This is a genomic window from Pseudoalteromonas sp. SR43-2, from assembly GCF_014163885.1.
Lineage (GTDB): Bacteria > Pseudomonadota > Gammaproteobacteria > Enterobacterales > Alteromonadaceae > Pseudoalteromonas > Pseudoalteromonas distincta.
The window spans coordinates 1-16,908 of the sequence record NZ_JACJED010000014.1 but is presented as its reverse complement, the minus strand read 5'-3'; the positions used below and the strand labels follow the sequence as shown (position 1 = coordinate 16,908).

10 protein-coding genes are annotated in these 16,908 nt (G+C 36.9%); 4 read left to right on the top strand and 6 right to left on the bottom strand.

Annotated features, from left to right (window positions below; all coding sequences use genetic code 11):
• Positions 1-14: 14 nt before the first annotated feature.
• The 3 genes from H5120_RS12565 to H5120_RS12555 all read right to left on the bottom strand — a co-directional run bounded on the left by H5120_RS12565 (position 15) and on the right by H5120_RS12555 (position 5,073).
• A complete protein-coding gene (locus H5120_RS12565) occupies positions 15-908 on the bottom strand; it encodes a LysR family transcriptional regulator (RefSeq protein ID WP_182674717.1) in 894 nt (297 codons plus the stop codon).
• A 358-nt stretch (positions 909-1,266) separates the two neighbouring features.
• The gene (locus H5120_RS12560) at positions 1,267-3,990 is read right to left on the bottom strand and encodes a TonB-dependent receptor (RefSeq protein ID WP_182674715.1); all 2,724 of its coding nucleotides are present in this window, start codon (positions 3,988-3,990) and stop codon (positions 1,267-1,269) included.
• Positions 3,991-4,011: 21 nt separating this feature from the next.
• A complete protein-coding gene (locus tag H5120_RS12555) occupies positions 4,012-5,073 on the bottom strand; it encodes a Ca2+-dependent phosphoinositide-specific phospholipase C (RefSeq protein ID WP_182674713.1) in 1,062 nt (353 codons plus the stop codon).
• Between the two features lie 180 nt (positions 5,074-5,253).
• Here H5120_RS12555 and H5120_RS12550 point away from each other — a divergent pair, with 180 nt between their 5' ends.
• Complete coding sequence (locus H5120_RS12550; protein ID WP_220487087.1) at positions 5,254-7,041, top strand: metallophosphoesterase; 1,788 nt, start codon at positions 5,254-5,256, stop codon at positions 7,039-7,041.
• On the opposite strand, the gene H5120_RS12545 is transcribed toward H5120_RS12550, so the two are convergent.
• The 3 genes from H5120_RS12545 to H5120_RS12535 all read right to left on the bottom strand — a co-directional run bounded on the left by H5120_RS12545 (position 7,038) and on the right by H5120_RS12535 (position 11,502).
• A complete protein-coding gene (locus H5120_RS12545) occupies positions 7,038-9,893 on the bottom strand; it encodes a TonB-dependent receptor (RefSeq protein WP_182674711.1) in 2,856 nt (951 codons plus the stop codon). The two genes, H5120_RS12550 and H5120_RS12545, sit on opposite strands and share 4 nt — an antisense overlap.
• A 40-nt stretch (positions 9,894-9,933) precedes the next feature.
• On the bottom strand, positions 9,934-10,911 hold the full coding sequence (locus H5120_RS12540; protein ID WP_182674709.1) for a FecR family protein: 978 nt from the start codon (positions 10,909-10,911) through the stop codon (positions 9,934-9,936).
• A gap of 63 nt (positions 10,912-10,974) precedes the next feature.
• Positions 10,975-11,502, bottom strand: a complete 528-nt coding sequence (locus H5120_RS12535; RefSeq protein WP_182712995.1) for an RNA polymerase sigma factor — start codon at positions 11,500-11,502, stop codon at positions 10,975-10,977.
• Positions 11,503-12,097: 595 nt separating this feature from the next.
• Here H5120_RS12535 and H5120_RS12530 point away from each other — a divergent pair.
• The 3 genes from H5120_RS12530 to H5120_RS12520 all read left to right on the top strand — a co-directional run bounded on the left by H5120_RS12530 (position 12,098) and on the right by H5120_RS12520 (position 16,594).
• Positions 12,098-12,340: a YfhL family 4Fe-4S dicluster ferredoxin gene (locus H5120_RS12530; RefSeq protein ID WP_182673023.1), complete on the top strand. Its 243-nt coding sequence runs from the start codon at positions 12,098-12,100 to the stop codon at positions 12,338-12,340.
• Between the two features lie 220 nt (positions 12,341-12,560).
• Positions 12,561-13,259, top strand: a complete 699-nt coding sequence (locus tag H5120_RS12525) for a metallophosphoesterase (RefSeq protein WP_182674707.1) — start codon at positions 12,561-12,563, stop codon at positions 13,257-13,259.
• A gap of 413 nt (positions 13,260-13,672) precedes the next feature.
• Positions 13,673-16,594, top strand: a complete 2,922-nt coding sequence (locus tag H5120_RS12520; protein ID WP_182674705.1) for a TonB-dependent receptor — start codon at positions 13,673-13,675, stop codon at positions 16,592-16,594.
• Positions 16,595-16,908 lie beyond the last annotated feature (314 nt).

Sequence of the window (16,908 nt, the reverse complement as noted above, 5' to 3'; positions counted from 1 at the left end):
AAAAGCATACATTGCTACTTTTCGTTGAAGTGTTGCAATGTATGCTCTATTAATAGTCGTACCCGATAAGGTACTTGTTTTCTGTCGCGATAAAGCATAGAAAATGGCTGCCCTTCACTTTGCCAGTCAGGAAGAATACGTTTAAGCTCCCCGGCTTCAATAAGAGGCAATGCTATATAATCAGGAATGTAGCTAATACCCACACCAGACTCAACGGCTTGTTTCATCATTTGAATTTCATCAACTTCTAACCGGACATGCGTGTTTGGATTAAAACTGTATTCTTCGCTCGTTTGCGGATTTTTTAACTGCCACGGAACTAACCCAAGGCAAGTAACTTTTGGGTGATCTTTTAATTGCCCAGGATGAGTGATGGATTGATAATCATAATTTGGGTGAGCACACAGCAGGTTATGAGTAAGCTTAAGTTCTCTAATAACCCAATTATCGATGGCTGGGTTTCTTACTCTAAACGCGATATCAATCCCTTCTTTTTCAATATCAATAAGATTATTTGAAAAGCGTAAATCTAATTGAATATCGGGATATTGCAGTAAAAATTCACAAAAAATAGCACTTAAAAAGTGTTTACCCATGTAAATGGGTGCAGAGATCCTAATTTTCCCTTTAGGTTGGTCTTTCTCATCACAAAGTGCTTGCTCAATACACTCTACTTCTTCAAATAACTTGCGGTAGCGGTCGTAATATAATTCGCCAGTATGCGTAAGTGTTACCCGATGAGCATCTCGATTTAGTAACGTTAATTGAAGGGCTTGCTCTAATAAACGTATTCTACGGCTTAAAGTTGATAGTGACATACCAAGGTTTATGGATGCTTTTTTAAAGCTACCTAGTTTTACTATGGTGCAAAAGTAACGTAAATCATCAAGAGAATAACTAGCTGCCATTAGAACTACTTTATTATTTAGGAGGTAGACAATATTAACAGCGGCACTTTAAAATTTCACTAGAGATTAAGGGGTAAGAACTGAAGTTAGGCAATAAAATTTTATATAACTTTGATTTCATAACTCTGCAATAAAGGCACTGGTAAACAACGTAACTCTATCTGTTCAGCTAAATAAATTAAAAGTAGTTTTAAGTCATATTTGCTAAAGCGATTGAAAATAGACTTAAAATAGTGATTTACATCGAGTGCTTTATATAAATTCGCTTAATTAAGTGAATTTATACGTCGTCTTTTTTGATGAATCCCTAAAGAATAATGAGAGGCTCTACACAAAAGTAGAGCCTCATTTTTATAATTTAGAAACGATAACTTGCACCTAAATAAACAGTACGGCCATTAACCGTCGTATTGTACAAACGATCATTGGAGTCTGAATACTGCTCTTCTCGTTCATTAGTCAAATTACTTGCTTCTATAGTGAGCTTTAGCTTTTCATTAACCTGATAAAATGCTGATGCATCTATGTATGTACTGGCATGAAAACCATTTTCGTCTTCATCGCCGTTACCGGCTTGTACCGATGCAATATAGTCACTTCTATAAGCTGCTGCAACGCGTGCGCCCCATGAATCAGAATCGTAATATACTGTAAAGTTACCCGAATGCTCTGACAGGCCAGGGAATGATTTATATTGATCAATACCTGAATTACCTACATTACGGTACAGTGCTTCACCATCAGCAAATGTATAATTAGCAATAACACCTAAGTTATTAAACGGGGCAGGTAAAAAGTCTAGGTCACGTTGAAAAGCGAGTTCCCAGCCACTAATATCACTTTCATCTAAGTTTTGAGGCTGAATAACAGTAAAAACAGTATTTGCTGTTTGCGGATTACCGCTTTCGTCTACGTCGCCTAAAAAGCTAAGAGGATATCCGGTTTGGCTGTATGGGATATCATATGTTTCGGTGATAATGAAGTTATCGATAGATTTATGAAAGTAACTTACGGCCGCATACCCAATGTTTTCAAAATAGTACTCGACTGAAAAGTCGAAGTTAACTGATTCGTAGGGTTTAAGGTTTGGGTTTCCTGAGCTGATACTAAGGCCATTGGTTGATGTGGCATCATTTTGAACAACGCCTGTTGGCACTAATGCACCGAGCGAAGGGCGGGTGAGATTTTCGCCATAGCTTGCACGAAGTACTAAACTGTTATTACTATCCCAAACTAAATTTATAGCAGGCAAAAGTCCTGAGTAGGTGTTTTCAACATCAACTACTTCTCCATTTATTAAACCTACGGCGTTGGTTTTAGTATCGTAATGGCGTACACCAGCATTACCCATTAAATAACCTGAGCCCAATTCCCATTCAGCTTCGTATTGCAAATAAGCCCCAAAGGTTTTTTCTTGTACGTTATCGGTAAAATCAGGATTATCTAAATTAGGATCGATATTCATACTTGCTAGGGTGCCTAGTACATCGACACTTACCCATTGCTGTTTATTGTGCGCGGTATTTGTAAATATCAGGCTTGGATCTACCGTGTCATCCAGTAAGCCATTTTCCCAATCGCTGCGGTTAACGTTATCAGATTTAGTTTCACCGTTTTCACTTTCAAACTTTTTATTAGATACACCGAACTTTATATTTGAAGTATTGTTAAGCGTGTAATTAAAATTTAATTTTATAGAGTCAAATGTATTGGTGATTTCTTCTTCAGATATATCAATTTCGTGATAGCGGAATAAACTACTGTCAGTAGGATCAAACCCGTATGTATTTTCCCCATAATAAGCATCCTTGCGATAATCAATAGTTTCATCGCCAAATGTCTCTAGGTAAACTTTAACACTGCCTGTATTGAACTTGGTTTGTGAACGCCCGACTAAGGCGGTCATATTTAAATCTTCTGTAATTTGCCAATCGCTATTTGATACAAACTGACTAATGTGGGTATCAGCATATTGGCTACGGCTTTCTGAATGAATAGCGGCGTCTTCGTATACCGAATAAATAGCATCGTTATTTTCGTTTATTTCAAGAGCTGTTAGCTTTGAGCATATTTGCTCGTTGTTATAAGCTGGTCCAGTACAACCAATAGCTGTTGAACTAGAACCTCTATTTTGTAAGTGGTATTCACTGCGGTCATTATTCAGTTCACCATATAGAGCGTCAAAACCGAATTCAAGGTTATTACTTGGGCGATACTGCAGGGCAAGTGTTGTCCCTAGGCGCTCCTGTTGGTTTTCAAATAACGAATAACGGCTACCACGTGAAAAGCTCACTTCTTCGTTGTTAATTTTGTCTTGTAACTCATCTGATAGCTCGGATATATCTGAGCCTGAAGCATTTTTTTTGCGCCAGCGATATGTATTGTAACCTTGCTCATTTACATCACGTTTGCTGTATGCAATTGAAAATAATGCGCCAAATTTATCATCCCAAGTATCTGAGATCAGAGCTGCAAAACGTGGACTAACATCATCAGTTTGTGAATTGTCACCAAGTTGACCTGATATTGCAGTATTAAACCCATCAAAATCAAATGGTTTTGCTGTATGAAGTCCAACAGTTCCACCTATACCACCTTCATCCATTTCGGCAGAGAAGGATTTTTTCACATCAACGCGCTGAAATAACTCAGAAGCAAATATGTTAAAATCAAAAGCGCGTGATCTGCTTACTGAGCCTCGGCTATCCATTGCCGAAGAAGACGTACCCAAAGCCTCCATACCGTTAAGTTGTACTTGTGTAAAGTTCGGTCCTAAACCTCGTAATGAAATTTGTCGGCCTTCGCCACCTTCTCGGGTAATCGCAATGCCAGGAACTCGTTGTAGTGAGTCAGCTAAGTTTAGATCCGGAAAATCAGCAATATCTTCAGCGACAATAGAGTCTTGTGCGCCCACAGCATTTCGTTTTAAATCTTTTGCTTTTAACAAACTGTTGCGATAACCCTGTACAACTATTTCTTCTACTTCTGTTTGAGCAGATTGTTCTGCATACACATAATTAGACGCGCCTAATGAGCTCATTATAGCCGTTGCTAAAAGCGTACGAGATGGTTTGTTCAACATAATGCTTCCTTGGTTTTTAATTTAAAGTTGATTATTAATAAAAGGGTTTGTGCGCACTAAATGACCTTCGTCAAATTGCACCACATAGTTAAAGCGCGCCTGCTGTGGCGAGCTGGGTATAAAATCGGTCGAAATTACTTGTGCGCCGCTATTTTTCGCGGCATTAAATTGGATTGCTCGCTGAGAATTGGTTGCACTTAAGGTTGCATCTGCGCGGGTGCGCACCATGTAACCTTTAAGTACAAGTTGCTGAATTTTATAAAAGTCGCGTGTAGGGTTGTTTACAATCATAAAAGCAGCTTCGGGCTGGTTTTCATCATAATTGGCAAACATGCTTGCCCCTTTTAACGAAGGCCTATTTTGTTTATAAAGTGCCGATTGCTGTGTATTGCCATCAAATAAGAATATGAACTTACCAGCCAAGGCACGTGTACTTGGCCACCCAAACCTAACGACTGTTTGGTTTAAAGATAACGGTATTTTACGTAAGTTATCGGGCGTGAATAATGAGTTAGGTAACGATTTTTGAATTACTTCATCGAGTAAATAATAATCGTTCGGTGTAAATTTAAGTGGATTATTGCCCAGCACTACATCTGATCGCGTTTCTTTTACATTGAGCATTACAACAATAGGAAAGTGCTGCGGGTTTGCCTCTGACCATGTTTTGAGTGTATTCAAACATCCACTGAGCAATACACAATGGCTTTGCACATCAATATCGGGAATGTGCATTACTTTAAATCCAGGAGTAGCTAATTGCTTTTTTTCTAACTCATTAAATAAAGGAGTCGTTGCAAAAGTATTAGCCCAAGGTTTTATGTATAAATCACCATTAGGGTCTTTTAAAACGTCAATTTCTAAATGGCGAACACCGCTATTTAACTGTTTAATAATGGGAGAATGACCGTAATCAATACGGGCCATTAGTTTAGGATTTAGAGTATTTAATTTATTATTAACGCCTACGTTTAATGTTTTTTTATAGCTGTTATGTGAGCCAATCATTTGAAAGGTATTTAATGGCATAGCGTTAATGCTAGTTACATAATCTGCAAAAATAATAAAAATAAAAAGTGGCATACCACGTCTCAATTGTTGAGTTTGCTATCTAAGAGCGGGCATTCATAAATTAGGGGACACAAAAATATGCATTTAATAAAAGTTTCATAATTGAAAAGCATGTTTATAAAATTTTATGTCCCCTTTTATCCATTACCGCGCTCTAAATAATAAGTTGAGTGAAAACTGGATAAAGCCATCATGATTAGAGTCAAAGCACTATGGTTAGCACTATGGATTGGGTTATGTATTACATTTAAAGTGAGTGCTACCTCGTACTACGAGGTTAAAAGTGCAGTGAAGGTGGAGACGGTTAAAGTTGCATTTTTAGCTGATATTCATCTACATGATATTTTTGCTAATTTACATAATACAGACAATATAGAGTTACCAACGGATGTAGGGTCAAAGCAACCATTACTGGTGCGAAGTATGTATGCGCAGCTTCACTCAACGCGACTTTTCAATGAAAATTATTTTGTTTTTTTACATGTATTAGATGAGCTAGTAGAAAAAGAGATTAAGTTAGTCATCCTACCAGGCGATTTTACTGATGATGGCCAACCTATTAATGTTCGGGCACTAGCACGTATTTTAGACCATTATGAAAAAACATATGGGATGCGTTTTTTTGCGATTCCAGGCAATCATGACCCCGTAAAGCCATTTACAACTGAGGCAGGTAAAGCTGACTTCTTAACGGCTCAAGGTAAAGAGTTTGGCGTTTATAGTTATCAACATGAAAAGTGTATGACTAAGTCGTCTGTATGTGATGATGGTTTAAAAAACTGGGGTTACACTGAAATATTAAGCACACTCAGTAACTTTGGATTTAGCAAACATAAAAGTGACGTGCTATATGAAACACCTTATGAAAACCGAGAGTTTATATGGTGTGACCCTAATGATGTTAATCATTGTATAACGATGCCAGATGCGAGCTACTTAGTTGAGCCCATAAAAGGTGTTTGGTTAATGGCAATAGATGCCAATGTGTATGCACCACAATGGCAAAATTCGCCACTCACTTTTAAGGGTTCGTCTAGTGCCGGCTATAATGCTTTAATTGATGCAAAGCCTTTACTGTTAAAGTGGATAAAAACGGTTGTTAAAAGGTCAAAAGAGCAAAACAAAACACTGATCGCATTTAGCCACTTTCCAATGGGAGAGTTTTACGATAATGCGAATGATGAATTACATAAAGTGTTTAGTCGTGGCCATTTTTCCCTACCTAGAGTGCCTACACCCCGTACAACACAAATACTTGCAGATACAGGATTAACACTACATTTTGCAGGACATATGCATCTAAATGATACTGCGCTGGTAACAAGTAATCGAGACTCTCAGTTAGTTAATGTACAAGTGCCAAGTTTAGCTGCTTATAAAGCTGCATATAAGATTGCAGAGCTAAACTTAGTAAAGCACACCGCATTGGTAAGTACTCATACATTAGACGATGTTCCTGGTTTCAATGATTTATTTGGTTTATATGAAAAGGAATGGGTATATCGTGAAAAACATAATCTTAGTAATTTTGACCGTACTATTTTGAGCTCAGAAAGTTATGGTGATTTTACTAAACAGCATTTATTTGGACTTATTAGTCAGCGTTTTTTAAAACGCGATTGGCCAAAAAGTTTAGTGGCATGGCTAAACGATAATCACTATTTAGCAGATTGGTTTACAGATATGCAGTGTTTAAATAAAGTCTCGCCTAATTTGCTAATTCAACTTAAAGCTGTATCTACAAAAGAATGGCTTCGAGATTTTTATTTATTAAGAAATGGTGATGTAACTGCAGATATAACACCTCAAAAGCGTATTACTTATCAACAGCTAAATGAGTTTTTAGCTCAATCGACTTGTAAAACAGATACGCAAACACAGCAGGATTTGGCTTTGTTAATAAAAATAATGGCAAAATTTAGTAAGCATACCCAAGGTGAGAATTTTAGCGTTGATTTGAAAACGGGGGAGATTATCTAATACTGATAACTCAACCCCAAGTAATAAGTGCGACCACTTGTGGTTGAGTTATAGGCTCTTAGTGTTGAGTTACTGTATTGTCGCTCTTGTTCATTGCTGAGATTAAATGCGCTAAATTTAAGTTTCCAATGATTAGAAAAATAATAATTTAGGTTTGCATCCCAATAAACAGTCGGCATAAACCCTGTTTCGTTTTCATCGAGCAAAAGACTGCCTGCCCGAACTAAATATTTATCTCTAAAAATAGCGCCTAGTTTAAAATTGAACTTAGGGTGATCATAAAAGATCATACTTGAGGCGGTTATTTTAGATAAAAAAGGTAGGTTTTTTTTAAATAAAGCTGAGCCATTATTTGAGTCGTAATACGTGACTTTGCCTTTATTGTAAGTTGTTTGTAGGTTGATACCCCAGTCAGAATTATGTATTAAATAATTTAAACTTATTTCCGCTCCCCACTGATAAGCTGATTCTGCATTACTTAGCCAAAGGTTATTAATATCGGGGGTTGTAGACTCTGAAGTTTTTGATAAGGGGACTTGCGTTGTAACTATGTAATCATCCAAATCTTTATAAAAGAGTGATATATTAAACGTACTACGACTACTAAAATCTGCTTCTAAGGAAATATCGGTATTATAAGATAAGTAAGGTTTTAGACTTGAGTTAAATGTATATTTTGTATTATTTGGGGTATCGTTTGAACCATTAAAACTTAGTGAGTTCAGTAATGGTTTTGAATAGTTTTTAGAAAGTCCTACACGTAATCGCCATTTATCGTTTATAAAATATGATCCATTAAAAGTTGGAAGCCAAAGACTATATAAAATAGGAGAGTAAGGGGCTTGAGTGTGAGATGTTATGGATTCTGCTTGATAACGCAAACCTATATGAGCTTCCCATTGTGCCTGCTCTGTGCTTATTAAAGTATAAGCTCCTCTGCTATATTCTTGTATATGCTCAGCTTCAGTGGTAATTGATGAGCTATTGTTTTGTATATTAAATGGGTCGATGCCATAAAGTTTAAGTGCTTCATTGGTGTTTATTTTTAACCATTGTAGGCTTTTATGTGCATGTTGCGATGAAACATACGACGCAGGAAGGTCAGTTAATTGTTGTGGTGCGTTGGTTAATTCATTAAAAAAAATATCGTTTTGCTGTGCGTTATACATTTTATTTTCAAACAGAGTCCAATCAGCTCCAAATTGAAGGGTGATTAAACTATTAATGTCATATTGAAAATCTAATTTTGCGAAGGTGTACTCACTATTTGAATTGTATTGTTCTATATCACCATGATGCATTTGCCACATTGTAGGATTTTTTAAATTTTCACTGTAGTTAATATCTGCATAAAATGGAGTTTTACGATAATCAATCGTAACGTCACTTATGCCTTGGGTATAAATCTTATTGCTGTAAGGAATGTCATACTTTGATTGTTCTTTTCCTAATATGGCGCTTACTTTCCAATTTGTATTCACTTGTTGCGTAAGTGATAGCACACCTTGCTGATATGCCGTATTTATTTCTTGGGTTCTACTTTCGGTTGCGACTCGTGCATTTTCGTAACGTGCATACACTAGCTCATTATTTTCATTCGTTTGAATGTCTGTGATTGTTGTTAGCCCTTTAATTATAGGCGTAGACTGCTCCCCTCTAGGGTATAAATGATATTCATGCCTATCCCCTTTTAAAAACCCTGAGAGCATATCAAAATCAAAATGGGTGGTTTCATTTTTATACTCTACAGATAGATTTGCCCCAAATCGCTGCTGTGTAGCTTGCCATACCGAGTACCGATTACCACGAGGAACTATATAATCGCCTTGAGTCAAATGCAGTGCTTGTGATTGGGTTAAAGCCGATAGGTCAGCCCCATCTATTGCAATATTACGCCAGCGAAATGTATTAGCACCTTGCTCTAACGACTCTCTGGTTGTGTATGCAACGCTTGCAAGTACCCCCCAATTATTCCACGTGTTAGAAATTAAGCTTGAATAGCGTTTTGCGCCTGTACCCACATAGTCGTTGTAGCCAACTTCTGGGGTAATAATAAATTTAAACCCCTCATTATCTAAAGGGTTTATAGTTTGTAATGCCATTGTTCCAGATATTCCACCTGCAATTTTATCGGCGGAATATGCTTTAATTACATGGATTTGTTTAAAAAGTTCGGCAGGTAAAATATTGAAATCGAAAGAACGATCGCGCTGTTTTTGTACTCGACTATCCATAGGTGAATCATTATTTGCTAACACAGGCATACCGTTGAGTGTCACCAAACTAAAATCAGGATAGTTACCTCGTATTGAAACTTGGCGACCTTCGCCTGCTTCGCGAGTAATTGCTACGCCAGGAATATACTGTAAGGCCTCGGCTAAGTTAGTATTGGGAATATCGGTAATATCTTGTGCTGAAATTGCTTCACTAATCGTTTTATTATTGTGTTTTAAATTTCGTGAGCTAGCTAATGAATAGCGAATACCCTTTACTGTTATTTCTTCAAGTATTTCGTTATTGGTTGTTATTTTTTTTTGAAAAATAACAAAACCCTTGTCTTGAATTTTATATGTTAACTCGCTGCCTCTTAATAAAAAATCTAGTGCTTGAGCAAGTGTATGATCGCCCACTAAGGTGGACGTAGTTTTGTCGTTGATAAGTGAAGGGTTACTACTAAAAGAGACTGCATATGCATTTGCTACCTCTCTTAAACTATCACTGAGAGAACTCGCTGGTATATAAATAAAGGTATTTATATTTTTTGCCGCACTAGGCAACGTTGTTAAACAACTAGCACCGATAAAAAAGTACACTAAAATACTTTTATTTAATGTACGTACCTGTTTTAGCATAATCATTTAATCAAAGTAATACAGTCATATTTTTACTCATTTAAGGTAACGTTAAATGAAGTACGTTGTTCTTCTTATCTACTTTCCAGTTATAAGTTGATGCAATGAGCATAAGGCTTTGTTGTGGCGTTTCGAGATTAAATCGTCCGCTAATTAGTGTATTATTTAGTGTGTTATCCACTTTAATTACCATAGGGCTGTAACGCTGCAATTGTTTAATAACACTGGTTAGAGGTTCTTTTTCTGCATCAATCCAACCCATTCGCCAAGCAGGGAGTTGTGCTAACTGCTGGCTATAATCTACAGTTATATGGCCATTTTTTATAACAGCTTGTTGAGAGGGAGTTAATATCACTTTATCTAAAGCCGAGACTTCTACTTTGCCTTCGTACACAGTTACCACTACTTCATCTTTATTGCGCTCTACATCAAAAGAAGTACCCAGTACTTTAATGCTTGCTTGTCCTGAATTTATTATAAATGGCCGTGTTTTATCTTTGGCTACATCAAAAAAAACCTGTCCTTTTTTTAATTCGATTTGCCTTGAGTGTGGTAGCAAGTGCGCAGTTAACTCACTATCTGCATTTAAGTGCAAATATGAACCGTCATCTAATAACTGCGATACACGTTTACCTAAATGTGCTTCTAAAAGCTGAGGCAGGCTAGATTTAACTACGGTTTTTGCAATCGGTGTTGGTGTAAATGTCTGTTGAGATATAGCAAGCCAGTACACTGCAAAAGCAATAGCGCTAAAACTAGCTGCTAAGGCGAGCATAGGGAAAGTTCTAGAGCGTTTAGCATTAGGCGTAATTATTGGAGTCGGTAAACTATATTGTTTAGTGTAAATGTGTAAAGCCTGTTTAACAGCAGGATCGCCAAATACATTAGCTATTTTTTCAAATGCATTCTTATTTTCTGTGCATTTTAACCAAAGCGATAGTTCTTCACGGTCATGATCATTTAAATCATTAATCCGATCTACCCAATCTACTGCCTGTTCTAAGCGTTGTTCGTTCATTAAAAAACCTAACCTGCGTTGATTAAATATAAAGAGCGTAAAAGTGTAATAAAGGGGACATTTTTATTGATTTTTTTCAATGCTAAGCGTTATTTGTATCATTGCGCGCGTAATATGTTTTTTTACAGATTCTTGGCTCATATTTAACTGCAGACTAATTTCTTCGCGACTTAACCCGTCAATGCGTCGAAGCTTAAATACTTTTCTTCTTAAAGGTGGTAACTCTTGCAACGCACTTTTAACAAGCTCGAGCTTTTGCTCTGTAATAGACTGCGCTTCTGGATCGCTATTATCATTTGTAAAAAGCTCAATATCTTCTGCATTATTTGGTTGGCTTTTATTTTTTTGCCAATCACTATACATAACAGACTTTGCGACTTGATTTATGTACGCCTGAAAGTTTTCAATTTCTGACGTGTCATTTCTATTTAATGTTCTTAGCAGAGCTTCTTGCACAAGATCGTCTACGTCATCAGTATTATTGGTTCGACGACTAATGAATTTACGAATATGGGTGATAACGTTTTTTACATCGCTTTGCTCAGAAGAAATATTTAAATTCGATGGCAGGGGGCTTTTAAAAGTCTTCATTACTCAGTCTAGAATTTTATTTTAAATAGATACTAAGTGAATAATATGACCAATTGATTACAGCCAGGTTGATAGCGATTAAGTAAATTGAAGTGATGGTACGAAGAGTAAAGCATCATTTAGATCATCTTAACGCTTTAAATAGGGTTTAATTTTAGGCATAGAGTATTTGCGAAAATAACACTTTGAAAAAGGCTAAATTCTTGGAGGTACTATATTCACTTGTTTTCCTTATTTGAATGTTCTTTTGACGGGATTAGCATATAAGTAGAGGGCCTAAGCGCTTTTTGGCAGGTCAGCTAATTTTATATTAATTTAAATAAATAACTTAGGAAAGTTAAAATAATATCAAACTTAGTAAAAGTGCGGCTATTTCTATTGATTAAGATCAACAAAGCAACAGAGAAAAATAGGCATAATTCGCGGCTGTAATTTACACCCAAAAATAAAAATTTGTGTTACTAATTTGTGTTACGATTTATTGAAAAATAGCGGTTTTTTATTAAACTAGAACTGCACAAAAATTAGCCTTTATACACCTTTATTTTTACTTATCTTTTTGTTTTATAATGATATTAATTGAAAAGGCTAAAAAATGGCTCTACTCATAAATAGTAAATGCATTAACTGCGATATGTGTGACCCAGAATGCCCTAATGAGGCTATTTATATGGGCGCGAAGATATACCAAATAGATGCTAGTAAATGTACTGAGTGTGTAGGGCATTATGATAAACCTACTTGCGTAAGTGTTTGCCCTATTGACTGCATAAAGCCCGATCCGAATAAGCGTGAAACCTTGGACGAACTAGCAGAAAAATTTGTGCGGTTAACCTGAAAATAGCTGGTCAGGTATTTTGCTAAGCCGCTTTTAATTTAAGCTAAAAGCACTACTTACATTACTTATTTAGGTTGTAGCTAAGGTCCTCTGTCATGCATTTTTAGTTTCAATCAAATCTTATTACCTTCATTAATTATCAATTATATTGTGTTACCTTAAGGCTTTATAAACTCAAGTATTAATCTAAGTTTTAGATTGCATTCTATAGGAGTCTATTTTGGATATTGGTATTAACGCTATTCAGGCTGTATCTTCAAAACAAGCCATATTTATTAATGATGAGTGCCGAGTATTTGTAATTGGCGATCTTGATGGTGATTTACCGGCCTTAAAAAACGCACTTAATAACGTAAATTTTAACCCTGAAAGAGATACTTTGTTTTGCCTAGGCGATTTTGTTGATCGCGGGGATAAAACATATGACTTATTTACATACTTACAAGCCATTAGGGCATGTATGATATTAGGTAATCATGAGCATTTAATGTTGGAATCATTATTAAGTAATGATAAAGCGGCTTTTAAATTATGGACTGACAATGGTGGCAATTGGCATAAGTCGGTATCAAGTGAAAAGCTCAGTGTCATGTGCGATGAGTTACTAACTAAACCGCTTTCAATAGTACTAGAGTATCGTGGTTATACAATAGGGTTGTCTCATACATTTGCACAATCGTGGGATTGGGAAAATTACCCTGATGATAAATCGCTAATCGTGCAATCTTTATTGTGGGATCGCGAAGTAGTTAAACAAAATAAGGTAGTTAAAAGTCATGGAGTCGACTTTTCAATACATGGACATAACTCAACTAAAGCGCCTTTTTGGGTTGGCAATAGTTATCATATAGATACAAATTATTATGGTGGAAAGCCTACACTCTTAGAGCTTTCAGAGGTTATTGCTACGCTTGATTAACCAAGCGCTATTTAGCAATTGTTACTTCTTTCAAATATCATTCGGCAGTTTTGCTTTCTAAAGTATAAACTGCTGACTACCACATCTAGTTATCCTCTTTGTTTTTTCTATACACCCTATGATTTATGCAGCGTAATTATTTTATTAAGCTATTAAATTCAACAAAGCCTCTATTAGCTTGTTAATTAAGAGTGGTTTTGATGTGTGGGTTGGATTTTAAGTTTCATCCAATAGGTATTAATACAGTTATATGAGACGTTTATTTAGTTTTAATATTGATGATTAACAAACGGTTAAGTTTGGCTGTGTAGAATTGGGAACAATTTTTGCCATTTCGTAAATAATTTACGTAAAAGGACTAACTTCTCGCTTTAGGTTTTATATAAGCAGATTTAAATGGAACAGCCTCTCACATGATAGTAGCAAGCATATACCCTTTCCCTTTTTCAACGTTTTGTAAGTCGTCACTTTATGTATCAATTTTTTCTGCTGTGGGTTCTACGTGTGCTGTTGCAGCGCAAGAAAACTCGCAGCACGCAAAAGATATGGAAGTAATAGAAGTACGTGGTATCCGTTCAAGTATGGCCGAAAACTTAGATGTAAAACGAATGTCTGGCTCAGTAGTTGATGCCATTACCGCGGAAGACATTGGAAAGTTCCCTGATAAAAACGTTGCAGACTCACTTCAGCGTGTACCCGGTGTGGTAATTGAGCGTGATGGCGGGGAAGGTTCATCTGTCAGTATTCGTGGTTTATCGTCAGAACTTACCTTTACACAGCTTAATGGTAATTTTATAGCATCTTCTCCGGGGGAGCCTTCGCGTTCGTTTGATTATGCTTTGTTACCGTCTTCAATGATTGAAAGCGTCGAGGTTTATAAATCGCCAGAGGCACGCTTTGATGAAGGTGGGGTTGGTGGCACTGTATTAATGCACAGCCGAAAACCTTTAAATATGGATGCAAACTCGGGTGTCTTTAATATCGAGAGTACTTACGCTGATGTTACAAAAGAGTACGAACCGCAGTTTACGGGTTTATATTCATGGAAAAACGACAACGAAAACTTTGGTGTATTAGTTGGCTATACCTATCAGGAACGGACAAACAGAACGCTTTCGGGCGGTACTAATGCTAATGTATGGCGCTATACTGGCACTGGGCAAGCAACAGATATACATGGTAATACAGTTGATAACAATAACGGTTGGGATACTATTAATGATGCAAACGGCAACAGTTACGATGGCGTTTGGTTTCCGCAAGTTGTTCGAGGTTCTGTTCTTAACGAAAAACGTGAGCGCGAAGGGATTCAATTTAGTTCACAGTGGCGACCAACAAATCGTTTAGAGCTTGGCTTTAATTATTTTGGTTTTACACTTGGGCAAGACAGAACAGAATCTGTGATTGATATACCAGAGTGGTCTTTAAATCCTGATTTTTTGACGGATGTAAATCTTGATGAGTCGGGCACTATTGTTACTGCTATGCAATACGATGCAATGGCAAGTGGTGTCGAAAATGATATGCAATTTCCGTGGATGCGTGGCAGCTACGTACGCGAGGAATCTACCTCCGATACCTTTGATTTTAATTTAACCTATGAAGGTGATAATTTTAAAGCGCGCTTTGTAATTGGTAATACACAATCAGAGGGCGGCCCAGAAGAAAGCTGGGAAGCGGCGTATAAAAGTTCTAACGCGGGCGAAAACGCAGCCACTATTCAAAACGCAGCTCAAACGGCTGGCTGGTCACTCAATCAAAATAATGTGTCACTTAATATCGACCCTAATACATTAGTTAATTTACAAAATGGAGTTGGAGGCGGTCGTGATGCGGGCTCTTCAAACTCAAGCTTTGTACGCAGTGAGCTAGAAGAAGATTACTACCAAGCTGATGTGGAATTTTATGTTGATTGGGGCTTTTTAAAAACAATTAAAACCGGTGCTAAATACCGCAATTCAACTCTTCACCGTGAAACCGGCAACACCTTCTTTTTAGATCCAAATTTTGATATTGCTGCAGGGGAAGCAAGTGAGCAAGGTATTACCCGTTTTGATAGCTACCAGTGGAATGGTGGAATGCCATTAGCTCAAAATGTATTTACTAGTGAGAATAATATTGCAGGTGGTTTTGATATAAACCAAATGCCAAGTATCGACTGGAATAAATACCGCGATATGGTCACTGCTAGTTATGTACCTTATACGCGCATTGAAGATAATTTTGTTTACGATATAGAAGAGAAAATATCGGCTTTTTATATACAAGGTGATTTTGAATTTAGTGAAGTCAGAGGTAATTTGGGTGTGCGTGTTGTGCAAACAAAAACACTTACTTCATCTACTGACTTATATACCTACCAATTAGATCACACAAATGATGAAACAGGTGAGCCAGTAACAGGTGACGCTCGTTTTGTAGAAGACTATCAATTAGTCATTCAGCAAAACAAAGACACTCAAGTTTTGCCAAGCTTTAATATAGCGTGGGATGCAACCGACGATTTAGTTATTCGTGGGGCAATAGCTAAAGTAATATCTCGTCCTGACTATAGTGATTTAGGTGCGCAGCAGCGTATTACATTTGTATCAGATGAATGGGCAGATGATAGAGCTGCATTTAATGAACAGCTAGGTTTTAGCGGCAGTGGCGGTAATAAAAACTTGAAGCCATTTGAATCAATTCAAGCCGATTTATCTATTGAGTATTATTACGGCGAAGGTTCTGCTGTTGGATTGGCGCTTTTTCATAAAAAAGTAGATAACTTTGTCGTGCCACTGGTGATCGACGTAGAGCAAAACTTTGCTGGTAAAAATAATATAGTGGATGCAGGGACTATTAATATAGCCCCTTACAGCACTGTAGGTAATGGCACCGATGCAGTATCAAAAGGCGCGGAAGTATTTATTCAGCATGCCTTTGATAGTGGTTTTGGCTTTTACGCAAATTACACTTATAACAAAACCAATAAAGCAGATGTAACAATTAATGGTGAAGAATTTGGTCAGTCGGCTTTAATAGGTAGTGCAAAGTATCAGTACAACACCTCTGTTTATTATGAAGGAGGTTATTTTAATGTACGTGCTTCTTATAATAAGCGCGGCGAAACAGTACTCGGTTTAAATAGCGGATTAAATGTATACCAAGACCCTTACGAACAAATCGATGTAAATGCATCTGTAAATTTATACGACGGGCTTAGCCTTACCGCAGCGGTTATTAATTTAACTAAATCTGAATCAGTAACGCGTTTAGGAAGTGACACCGATGCGCGATTACTCAATACTAGCTACTCAGGTCGTCGTTTTTACGCGGGCTTTAACTATAGCTTTTAGATAAATGACTTAATAGCAGGTCTGTAGACAGTATTTTTTGATAGCGTAGGCCATAACAAACACTTTAATAGGCGTTAAATGTTAATAAAGTGCTAGTTATGTTGTGTTTTTAATGCGTTTAGCTTAAATTCTCAGCGAACAATGCTTTATTTAAAGTTTTGTCAATAAAACGCTTGCGTAAAAATCTGTTCTCCCTATAATGCGACCCCACTGAGACGGGAAACAGCAACGCATAGCGAGGCACGAACAACTCAGGGTGTTAAGTAAAACTTAGATTGAATCTTTTTAGAAAGTTTAAATTTAAGTGTTGACAA